General features: G+C 32.3%; 6 protein-coding genes and 1 pseudogene. 2 read left to right on the top strand and 5 right to left on the bottom strand.

What is annotated here, in order from left to right:
• Positions 1-5: 5 nt before the first annotated feature.
• Both BLE01S_RS15270 and BLE01S_RS15265 read left to right on the top strand, forming a co-directional pair.
• Complete coding sequence (locus BLE01S_RS15270; protein ID WP_066144221.1) at positions 6-1541, top strand: glycosyltransferase family 2 protein; 1536 nt, start codon at positions 6-8, stop codon at positions 1539-1541.
• Positions 1542-1584: 43 nt separating this feature from the next.
• Positions 1585-2595, top strand: coding sequence for an acyltransferase (locus tag BLE01S_RS15265; RefSeq protein WP_066144218.1), 1011 nt, complete (start codon positions 1585-1587; stop codon positions 2593-2595).
• 40 nt (positions 2596-2635) lie between these two features.
• Here the strand turns inward: BLE01S_RS15265 and BLE01S_RS15260 are convergent, their stop codons facing one another.
• From BLE01S_RS15260 to BLE01S_RS15240, 5 genes and pseudogenes are all read right to left on the bottom strand, one after another.
• Positions 2636-5230 carry a C39 family peptidase gene (locus BLE01S_RS15260; protein ID WP_066144214.1) on the bottom strand — a complete coding sequence of 865 codons (2595 nt, stop codon included), beginning with the start codon at positions 5228-5230 and terminating at the stop codon, positions 2636-2638.
• 241 nt (positions 5231-5471) lie between these two features.
• Complete coding sequence (tagH, locus tag BLE01S_RS15255) at positions 5472-6272, bottom strand: teichoic acids export ABC transporter ATP-binding subunit TagH (protein WP_066144211.1); 801 nt, start codon at positions 6270-6272, stop codon at positions 5472-5474.
• Between the two features lie 15 nt (positions 6273-6287).
• Positions 6288-7106 carry an ABC transporter permease gene (locus tag BLE01S_RS15250; RefSeq protein ID WP_066144208.1) on the bottom strand — a complete coding sequence of 273 codons (819 nt, stop codon included), beginning with the start codon at positions 7104-7106 and terminating at the stop codon, positions 6288-6290.
• Between the two features lie 136 nt (positions 7107-7242).
• Positions 7243-8424: pseudogene (locus tag BLE01S_RS15245) on the bottom strand (CDP-glycerol glycerophosphotransferase family protein); the annotation flags it as partial.
• Positions 8425-8496: 72 nt separating this feature from the next.
• The gene (locus BLE01S_RS15240) at positions 8497-11808 is read right to left on the bottom strand and encodes a CDP-glycerol glycerophosphotransferase family protein (protein WP_066144202.1); all 3312 of its coding nucleotides are present in this window, start codon (positions 11806-11808) and stop codon (positions 8497-8499) included.
• Positions 11809-11896: the final 88 nt, after the last annotated feature.

The following is an 11896-nucleotide window of genomic DNA, read 5'->3' as shown; positions in this document are numbered from 1 at the left end:
TCTTCATGATTGCAACAAATGGCCAAAAAGCGAGAGATTTATTAGCTGATCAAAACCTGCACATTATTAATAATCCTTCTAGCTTTTTCAAAAGTTTATTTAATAAACCTAAACCTAAGAAAGTAACTGTCATTACTGCCGTTTATAATGGCGAAAACTTCATTCGAAAAACAATCGAATCTGTTATTAGTCAAACAATTGGATTTGATCGGATACAGTATATTATTGTAGATGACTGTTCTACTGACAGCACACGAGATATAATTCAAGAATATACATCTAAATATAAAAATATTAGTTTAGTATGTCTCCCTTACAATATTGGTTCTCCTGGGACCCCCAGAAACATTGGTATTGAAATGGCACTAAGCAAATATATAACTTTCCTTGACGCGGATGATTGGCTTCACAATAAAGGACTAGAGACTCTATGTGAAATTTTAGATGAAACAAATGATGACTATGTTGTTGGCAAAACAATAAAAGTGGAATCTGATTCTCAGAGCGTTATTGGGGAATATGCATCTGTTATGGAAAGACGGAAGGTTTCTCCTTTTAGCATTCCACATTTCTTTTATCATATGGGCCCAACTTCTAGGATGATGAAGTTATCTTTACTTAAAGAACATGAAATTAGATTTCCAGAAATGAGATTTGCAGAGGATAAGTTATTTTTCTGTGATGTATTCTTTCATGCTACAAGTGTCTCAACTACTACAAAACCGATTTATTATGTGAATCGGACAGCAGAGAATTCAAATTCTTTAACCCGTACAGTAAACGTATTGGAAAAAAGGAAGTCAGATATTCAAGTTATTGAATATATTAAGTCTAAAAATTTACCTATTGAACAAGAGAAAGTAGCACTCACTCGTTTATATGAATATGACATTGTAAAAACATTCGATAGTCAATTATTCGTAAAATCTGAAAAGAAAGAGGATTTTCTGAATATTTTAAGGCAAGCTGTGGAAACAACACATAATCTGAGATATGATTTTAGGTCTGAGTTTAAAACACCTATTTATAGAGCTGCTATTGACTTGTTTGTAGAAGATCGAATGGAAGATTTCATTAAACTTTTTGAGTGGCTGAAAAAGGATAAAAATAAGAAGATTATCATTAAAGATAATCTACCTTATTATGAGGTACCCTTTTTTAACGATAAGTATCAATATATCAGGATACCAATGTTAGCTAGAGCCTTGGATTCCCATATCATTGATCATACCTATTATCAATCCGTCGAAGTTTTTGGAGATGATATTGCCAATATAAATTATATATTGATCCGCGATCGTACTCGGGTCGGCAATGAAGTGAAAATTGACTTTGAGAGAACAGGAAATATCTTAACATTCAAGGTAGATATTCAGACATTATCTGATATAGAGAATTCTCTATTCACCTTTTTTATCAGGTATAATGATTATCAACTGCTTAACATAAAAAGGATTTTAAAGAATCAAATATCTTATTCAAAAAGGAATTATTCATTTTACACGTCAGTAGCAAATAATTTAGGCTTATCCATTAAATAGGTTACATTAAGTTATAATTATATTGGTCGAGATGGTGATTAATTTGATATTCTATGCAACAAAACTAAGAGCCTTGGCTATTGTGGGTGTATTACTCATTCATATATCAGCAAGGCTCGTTCGGCAAGAAGTAGGATCTTTTGAGTGGTGGATTGGTAATATTGTGGACAGTAGTGTAAGATGGGCAGTCCCCATATTCTTTATGCTAAGCGGCATGCTCCTATTAGGAAAAAAAGAGGCACAATCTGTTGTTATAAAAAAAAGAGTTCCCAGATTAATATGGCCACTTCTCTTTTGGTCCTTTATTTATTCACTTTGGGCATCAAGATATCAACTTCATACATATTCTTTGGAACAATCTATCATAAATCTCTTTAATGGCACCATAAAGTATCATCTATGGTATCTTTATACCATAATAGGTCTATATCTTTGCATGCCGTTATTTAAAACACTCATTCAATATGGAAAAAAAGTAGACGTACGCTATTTTATTTGTCTGTCTTTTTTAACTAGTGCCATTTTCATATCCCTTTCTTCCTTCTTACAAATCAAACTAGCAGGCGGATTCGAATACCTTCTTGGATTTGGAAGTTATTTTCTTCTTGGGCACTATTTGGCCAATACGGATATAAGTAAAAGGGTGGCTTATTTCTTTTATATTATGGGTGGAATTGCATTATTCGTTACTATTATGGGAACATGGTTGTTTAGTTTACGAGATGGGACACTTAATCAAGGGTTCTATGAATACTTATCACTCACTACACCTTTTGTTGCCATTTCTATATTTATCCTATTTAAACACCATGGTAATAACCTTTGTGGAAGATTTACAACCTATGCTGCAAAATACAGTTTTGGAGTATACTTAATCCATCCAATTGTATTAGATATTTTTAGAAGTAAAGAGTTTATTCAAGCTACAGACATATCGGAATTATCTACGAACCCTATTATATATATCGCCATTATTCTTTCGGTCGTATATATCTTCAGTATTTTATTGACCATGTTTCTACATAGAATTCCATACATAAATCGCTTAGTATAAAAAATGGCCTTCAGAAAGAATAATTTCTGAAGGCCATTTCTTATCTAACTACAAGTGCTCTTCTTCCAAATGAATTAAATACCTTATTAAAAGTGGACTTACTAACCTTACTTGAGACTAAGCCGCCAGCAGGATCTGTATAAAAATACTCATTATTGTTATAGCCAGTTAATGAGATTACATGATATTCTGTTGGAGCATATAATCTATTTGAACCTGAATAATACCATTTCCATTGGACTGGTTTGAATTTCCAAACGACCCAAACTAAAACTGAATTTCCTTTTTGAAGCTCTGATTTGATTTGAGCCTCACTAATCCCATTTATCACTTCGCTGCCTGGCTGGTATTTTTTAGCTAATCCTATTAATCCTTCAGGATAAATTAAATTGGGATCCCCTTGCTGACTTCTGAAAGGAGAACCAACGTACCCCTTGTATGGATCTTTCGAGTATGTCATTTGATTTGCCATCGATACTTTATCTAATTTATGCCCTTTAAAATTCAACGATTGAGTTAAGGAAACAACCGCACATCCCCATGGCATAACAGGATTTTGTCTAATTCTAGGAACATCAAGTAGCATATCTTTAATTCGCAACCAATGGTTTACATACTTTGTACCAGATATAAAATTATACTGGCCTTTAACTGTTTGCGAAGATTGTTCCCTTAAGTTTGCTCTTGAAAGAATACCATTATTATTTATATTAAAGCTATATTTAAGATTTTTTGCGCGATTCGCCATTGTTGTATATGGATAATATTCATACGCTCTAATAATGGTGGCTGTGCCTTCCTTACGAGTGACTGAATTTGTCAAATAACCCGCATGATCAAAGTAAAAAATAAATTTAATTTTTGATCCATGCTTCCCATAGATAGCTTTATCGTAATAAGTATAACTAGCAATCGTTCTTCTAGAGTTCTTCGCTCGCTTCGTAGCATTCGTAACATAGGACTGTGCATTTAGTTTGAAAATATATTCAATATTATTCCCCCGCTTGTTAAAGGGAGTATTGCTGTAATACTGATACCAACTCTGAATCTTCTGGGTACCCTTTTCTCTTTGTGTTGCCCTGGTAACATAGCCTCCATTGTTTATTTCATAAAGATATTTAATATCTTTAGCATGTTTTCCATATCGAGTATTTGGATAATATTCATAGCGGGTAATGAACTTTTTCGTGCCCTTTTCTCTCTTACTTGCACTAATAAGATTGCCTGAACTGTTCAAATCAAATATATACAAAATATTATTACCATGCTGACCAAATTTTGTTCCAGGATAATATTGATATCTAGAAGTAATCTTTTTCGTGCCCTTCTCCCGCTTACTAGCATTGGTCAAATTACCTGAGTTGTTTAGATCAAATACATATAATATATTATTACCATGTTGACCATATTTCGTCCCCGGGTAATATTGATACCTAGATGTGATTTTTTTCGTGCCCTTTTCTCTCTTACTTGCATTTGTCAAATTACCTGAGTTGTCTACGTCAAATACATATAAAATATTATCGCCATGTTGACCATATGCTGTATTCGGATAATATTGATACCAGGACATGATGCTTCCAGTACCTTTTTCCCTTTTAGTAGCCTTTGTAACATACCCTGCGCTATCAACATCAAAAACGTATAATATTTTTGTTCCATGACTTCCATAAGTAGTTTGCGGGTAATACTGATATTTAGATGTAACCTTTTGAGTTACTTGGCTAATTTTGGATGCTTCAGTTATGTATCCATTACTTAATTCATATTCATATTTAACTTGCTTATTTTGATCCTCGTATCTGGTTTGTGGGTAGTATTCATAGCGTTTTATAATTTCTTGTGAATTTTTTACCCTTTCAACAGACCTAACAACAAATCCATTTACCACAACATACCCATAATGAATGTTATTACCATGTTGTCCATATGTCGTATTCGGAAAGTATTCGTAATATGCAGTTATCTGTTGTGAACTCTGATCGTGCTGTTGTGCATACTGAATGATTCGCTTATTATTAACAAAAAAGACATCTTTAATATTATTCTCTGCATTTTCTACTTTTGTGTTTGGATAATATTCTTGAATCTTAATTAACTGACCTTCTGAGTATACCTCTGCATTAATAATCTCACCTTGTTCGTTCAAAAAGAATTTCGTATCCCCTTTTTCTACCACATCTTCAGAAACAAGGGCCTCAAGGTTCATATCATTATTAGTATCTTTAGAATTTTCCGAAGAGGTTTCTTCATCAATCTCTATTTTCTCAGGATCGGCAAGATTATTATCGTCCGCCGGTTCCTCTACTGAACTTTCACTTTCTTCGAGATTAGCACCAGAGTCCATCTCTTTATCTGGCAATGCCTCTTGACTATCCGATTGATTTCCCTCAGTTGTACCATTATTCTCTTGAGACGAATCTTCCTCATTTCCCAAGTGTTCTGTGGAGTCACTTTCTTCTCCCTTGTCTATAGAAACACTATTTTGCTCATCATTATTGACTGGTGGTGTTTCTGTATTCTGATAATCTTGTTGATCTGAAGATTCAATGACTTCACTCGCTAGAACAGCACCTTCCACCGAAGGCAAAATGAGCAGTATGCAAATCATCGAAACTATTATTCTTCTAAACATTCTTTTCTCCTTTCTAATTATATTATTTAGTTATTTATACCTATAAATCATAGTACCTTAAAAAAGATTGCGATTAAAGTATTTTGTCCAATTTTCGAACATTTCCGCGGTATTTTTTCAAATATCGCAACTTATTTGCAGATTCCACCCAAAAAAACAGAGAGTGCAATACACTCCCTGTCTCTTCTTGTTTCGTATAAAAGATCTTATTCTGTTACATCTTGTTAAAATTGCCCTATGTTTAAACCTCTAATACTTTTTGCTGAAGCTCAATTGCCTCTCTTTTATACGTTTCCTTTTCCTTTTTCGACATCTTTTGATACTGCTTTAAAAACGCCTCATATTTTGGTATAACTTCTTCAACCGTCCCAAAATCTTTTACCATACCATACTCTAGCCATAAAATCTTTTCGCAAAACTGTTTCATTTGACCGATTGAATGACTAACAAAAATCATTGTTTTTCCTTTTTGTTTAAATTCTTTCATTTTATTTAAACTTTTTTCAGCAAATGCTTTATCACCGACTGACAAGGCTTCATCAATAATTAGAATATCTGGGTCCACATTCACAGAAATCGCAAAGCCTAATCTTGACTTCATTCCGCTCGAGTAAGATTTTACCGGTTGATCAATGAATTTATCTAGTTCCGAGAATTCAATGATTTCAGGCTCCAAAGCCTTAATTTCTTCCTTGTTAAAACCTAACATTAATAATTTTAATTCTATATTGTCCCTACCGGTTAAATCACCTTTCAAGCCTGAGGCAACAGCAATGAGCGATGCTTGTCCATTTATTTCAACAAATCCTGACGTTTCCGGAACAATTCCTGCAATGATATTGGAAAGCGTTGATTTTCCGGAACCATTGATTCCAATAAAACCAATAACATCTCCTTTTTCAGCTTCAAAGCTCACATTTGTTAACGCATAAAAATCTTCACCATAACTTTTAGGCGTAATCAAATCCAAAATGCGCTCTTTTGTTCCATTATATAATTTATATTTTTTCGTAATATTTTTAGTAATAATTGCCTTTTTCATTCTCATCACAACCATTTATAAGTAATCAATAAAATGTCGTCTAAATTTCACATGGAGCATGGACCCAAATAATAACAATACAATCACTAACCCCCAAAAGTAAAGGCTATATTGCCAATGTACAATGAAGTACCAATCTAAACCAAATAACGCAGACCGATACCCTTCAATGAGATAATATAGTGGATTGAGTTTCATAATAGTTGGTAATGGTTCCTCCAATATTGTTATTTGCCATAATATTGGTGATAAATATAAAACCATTCTTAAAGTTGCATTCAGAAACATATGAACATCCCTGATAATCGTAGACAACGTAGAAGTAATAAGTGAAATCGCAAAGATTAAACAAAAAGCTGCAAACATAAAATAAAATAATTGTAAGAAGTAAATATTGAAATAGTATCCAGATAACAAAAAGATAATGGTTGTAGCTATAACCATAATTATATGAATGTAGAATTGTGAAAAAATTGCAATGTTTGGGATCACACTCATCGGAAAATTCATTTTCGATAGCATCCTAAGTCTACTATAAATTGACTTCGAACCTTGGATGGTTGACTGATAAAAGAAAATCCAAAGAATAAATCCTCCTAACAGCCAATAAATAAAGGGAACGTCGACTCCTGGAGCAATCTCAATATTAGCACGTTGACGGATACTGCCAAATACAAACCAATAAATTAATATCTGAATAAGAGGGTTAATAACTTCCCATGCCATACCTAAATAATTACTCTTATTTTTACTTTTTAATTCATATACCGAAAGCCTTCTTATCAAATAAAAATGCTCTATTTGTTCTTTAATAACCTTAATCGCAGAGTTCATAAAGATATCCTTTCAGATCATATAACACGTTTTATATTATAAATATATGTGATTAAATTATACAGTCATCAAACATAAAAGACAACAAAGAGTAGGGAATGTTTCAGTTTAAGTACTTATAAACATCCCCTACTTTTTATTTGAATACTTCTTTCACCACGCGCTCACTAGCATGTCCATCTTCTAAATAACAAAACTGTTTATAAAAAGTTTCGGTAGTTTCAAATGGAACAAAATTTCTTTTTTCAAGTTTCTTAACCTCTTCTATAATTTCATCCGTTCTTTTTACTAATGGTCCTGGTGCCTTCTTTTCAAAATCAAAGTAAAAACCTCGGAGATTGTCTCTATAATCTTCAATATCATAAACATAGAAAATCATCGGTCTTTTTAAATTTGCATAATCAAAAAATACAGATGAATAGTCAGTAATTAATATATCTGCAATAAGGTACAGCTCTCGAATGTCTTCGTGATAGGAAAAATCAAAAACAAAATCTTCATATCCTTCTAAATCGAGGTTTTCAGCTACGAGGTAATGCATCCTTAACCCAATGACGTAATTATCACCTAAAGCAGCTTTTAACATCTTCAAATCCATTTGTAAATCAAATTTGTATTTCCCAATAGCATGGAATTGATTGTCACGCCAAGTAGGTGCGTATAATATAATTTTTTTATCTACAGGCAATTTGCACGCCTTCTTTATATCATTCACTCGTGTTCTATTATTATTATTAATTAAAAAGTCATTCCGTGGATATCCCGATTCAATCATCTTTTCCTTAAATCCAAACGCCCGTTTAAAAATCTCCGTTGAATAGGCATTCGGGGAAACTAAGTAATCCCATTTACTAGCTTCTTTCAAGAAATTTTCTTTATACATCTTAGAATTGGTACCCGGCATATGAACTTCCTCCATATCTGCAGCAAGTCTCTTTAATGGGGTTCCATGCCAAGTTTGCAAATATATTGTTCGCTTAGGCTTCGGTATCCATAATGGCAATCTGCTATTTGTTACCCAATATTTTGCTTTAGCCATTAATAGAAGCCACCTAACAGAAAGTCGCGATACATATTTAATATCATTATGTTCTAACTGCTTGATGCTTCTACGATCAACACTCCAATACATGTCATATTCTGGATGATGTTTCTTCATGTATTCATAAATAGCTCGAGGGCTATCGCTATATTGTTTACCAAGAAAACTTTCAAATATTACTAGCTTTTTATTTGCGGGCAGTTTGCCTAAAATGAGGAAAGCTATCTTAAATATTCTTTGTATCAAACTTGATATGATCCTCCTCATCGCTTTAACTCCTTATAATCCATTTTATTTTAAAGGGCTATCCAACTAAACATCATTGGAAAGCCCTTTTGAACGTACTCGTTAAAAAACCTTATCCACTACTCTTTTGCTCGCATTGCCGTCTTCTAACGAGCAATACTTTTGTTTGAAGGCTGTATATTTGTGCAAGTAATCTTTATTTACCATTTGAATGTTTAATACACTTTCAATAATCTCGTCTGTATTAAATACAAGTGGACCAGGTGCTTCATTCTCAAAGTCCATATAAAAACCTCTTAAATTATCACGATAGTTGCCCAAATCATAAGTATAAAACAAGATTGGCTTACTCGTATTCGCAAAATCAAACATAACAGAAGAATAATCTGTAATCATAATATCTGTAATTAAATACAATTCCTGTATGTCAGGATAGCTAGAAACATTATATACAAAATCACGCAATTCATCGTCTAGCTTTATTTTATTACTTACCACTACATGCATCCTTAACAACACTATATACTCTTCGCCTAACTTTTCTTTCATTTTATGCAAATCCATATTAATATCAAATACAAATTTATTCTTCTTTGTTGTTTGGTCATCCCTAAATGTTGGAGCATATAGAATGATCTTTTTTTCAGGAACAAGATTTAATTTATTTTTTACGATGGAAGCTAGCTCATCTTTTTCTTCTTTAAAGAATATATCATTTCGTGGATATCCTACCTCTAAAACTTCCTTATCATACCGAAATGCACTCTTAAATGCTTTTGTGGCATAGCTACTTGGTGAAATGAGGTAATCCCAATTTTTAACTGCTTCTCCAACCCTTTCAACATACTCGTCATTTCTGCCATGTACTTCTTCGATATCATATAGCATTCTCTTTAATGGAGTGCCATGCCAGGTTTGAAGATAGACTGTTTGCGGCCGCTTCTTAATATAGGTAGGGAAATTTTGATTGTTCACCCAGTATCCTGCCTTTATTAAATAGTAATAGTATTGCGGACTTAAACGGGCAACACGTTTTGTTTTTGGATCTTTAAATCGATGTTGTTTATTATATACCCATACTTTTTTATAATCTAAATCTTGATTCAATATTTCTTCATATATATTTCTTGGACTATCACCATATTGTTTTCCCAATCCACTTTCAAACAGAATAAGCTTTTTATCAATTGGAATGAGCTTCTTCCCGATCTTATAAAAAAGCTTCATAGTCGGAAAATAATACTTACTTTTTCTAAACCTTTTAAATAATTCTTTTGCAATCATCGTTATTTTTGGTTTAGCTAATAAACTTTTCTTCACTTTACTTTCATTGATCACATTATAAATTCTTTCAGATGATAGCTGGTCCTTATATTTAATAAACTTATTTGCACGTTGTTCATATTCAGGCTTCATTTGAAAATTATCGTTTGCGTATTCCTCGACTAATTGGAGAATTTGCCCTTCTTCTATACATATCTCACCGGGTAAATCATTATCTAAATCTAAGTGTGAGGGTCTCTTCCCTATAAATCTTGAACGGTCAAATTGATAATAAATAACCGGTTTACTTAAGAAGCTGAAATCAAAACCAACACTGGAATAATCGGTTATCATTAAGGCACTTTCTTTAATTAAGTTCTGTACATCCACTTCTCCTTGATTAATAACCTTCACAGAAGAATTCTCAAAATAACTACTAAACCTTTGCATATTTGGATGTAAACATAATAAAATATTAAAATTATGTTCAGTCGCTAATCTATGCAATTGTGGATCATTAACAAGCTGTTCATAACGATCATAATATTCACTTTCAAAAAACAATTCATCAGATACAATCCAATCGCGCCAAGTTGGTATAATTAGGATTTGTCTTTTCTTTTTCACATCTTCCATGAACAATGTATCAAATCTAGATAGCCCTGTAACAAATACATTTTTCGGTGAATAACTAAAATCATTTACAATCATTTCTTTTTCAAAATCAGAGCTTACCATGAATAAATCAGTATCAAATCCATGGGCAAATTTCCCATAGTTAGCTACCATGTTTTTTGTTCCCATTACTCCATGTTGCAAAAATACTTTGTCTGCCTTTACTTTATTCTTAAATGAATTAGTACGTAATGGATATAGATAATCAGGGTGATGTGATGATATAACTTTTTTAGCTATTATCGTATGCCATATATGTTCTTTAGATTTAAAATCCAATACATTCCCATATTTTTCAACATTTTCTCTTTCAGGAGAATCCTTCTCTATTACATAATAGACATTCTTCTCAGGGTATTTCATTCTCATATGTTTAAAGAACGCATATCCCGTATCTTGCGCTTTATAAGTTCTCTCTCCCACAAGCCATGTGTTATTTTTATAGTTCATTAACTGTATAAACCATGACCAGCGCATGATCTTCCGTAGATACTTGTAAGTTTCTAGAGGATATTTATATACTTCGAATGATAAATTAAACAATTTAAATGTAAAATAAGGATTAATCACGATTGCTTCTTCAGTGTTCTTCACATAAAGATCTTTCAAAAAAATTCGCGCTCGTAACGTCGGCCTTCCAATTCGTACATACTTTTCCTCAAAACTATCATTTAAATCTAATTTAAAGAATAAATCATAAATATCTTCTTCCAACAATTGACCGTTATTAATGTTAGCAAAATCAATTACTGTAGAATAAGTATATCTATTTAATCCAAATCTTTTTTCTACCTCTTCTTCTTTCATATTAAAACTGATACTTGAAGAGCTTAGGACAATTCCTGTTTCTCTCCCTCTTGCAACGATTTCTCCTTTATTGATCCTAGCGTTTTTTGTAAATATCTTACCTTCAATTTTCAATTTACCATCTGACCGCTTTAATTTATCAATTTGATTTTTTATTGGAGACCCTATCTCATTATTGATAGTTACCGATAAATTTCCTTTTTCGGTAATATAATTAATAATCGAATCTTCTTTTTGAAAATGAAAGGTCAATCCCTCCATTTTTGTATGCTGAAATCTTCCGCATCGGATAAAATATTCTGCATACATTTCTCCATCTACTTCGGTTATCTCCACATTTTCATTTTCTTGTGCCGTTAAACTTAATTCGGAAAATGGTCTAGTTATTTTAAAGAACCAATCAAAGCGTTCCTCTTGCTCTTCCTTCAATAGTGTTAGTAAATCATCAAGGGAAACACTAAACTCAAACTTGTTTGAAGGAGATATTTCACTTATTTTATATCTGGACTTTGTTTCACGTGAAAAAAGCCACAGTTCTTTAGCGCTGTATTTTTCTTTATTAAATACACCAGAGATAGTTAACGTATTATTTTTTTGCATTACTAGTAATTGATATTTTAATTTTTTCGTCTGTTTTTTGTTTTTAAATCTAGAAAGTAATCTTTTCATACATAGCTCCTACCAGAAAGATATTATTTATATTACATTCTCCAATTAAGTTGTTTTTAGCCGATTAATTCGTAAAAACTATTCCAAT

Origin of the sequence: Lederbergia lenta NBRC 16444, assembly GCF_001591545.1 — a bacterium.
Lineage (GTDB): Bacteria > Bacillota > Bacilli > Bacillales > Bacillaceae_C > Lederbergia > Lederbergia lenta.
This window is presented reverse-complemented; position numbering and strand designations above follow the sequence as displayed.

What these genes read in the sequence shown, in the direction of transcription:
- BLE01S_RS15270 (WP_066144221.1), top strand. Translation starts at nt 6, where the DNA reads ATGATTGCAACAAATGGCCAAAAAGCGAGAGATTTATTAGCTGATCAA.
- BLE01S_RS15260 (WP_066144214.1), bottom strand. Translation starts at nt 5,230, where the DNA reads ATGTTTAGAAGAATAATAGTTTCGATGATTTGCATACTGCTCATTTTG.
- tagH (WP_066144211.1), bottom strand. Translation starts at nt 6,272, where the DNA reads ATGAAAAAGGCAATTATTACTAAAAATATTACGAAAAAATATAAATTA.
- BLE01S_RS15250 (WP_066144208.1), bottom strand. Translation starts at nt 7,106, where the DNA reads ATGAACTCTGCGATTAAGGTTATTAAAGAACAAATAGAGCATTTTTAT.
- BLE01S_RS15240 (WP_066144202.1), bottom strand. Translation starts at nt 11,808, where the DNA reads ATGAAAAGATTACTTTCTAGATTTAAAAACAAAAAACAGACGAAAAAA.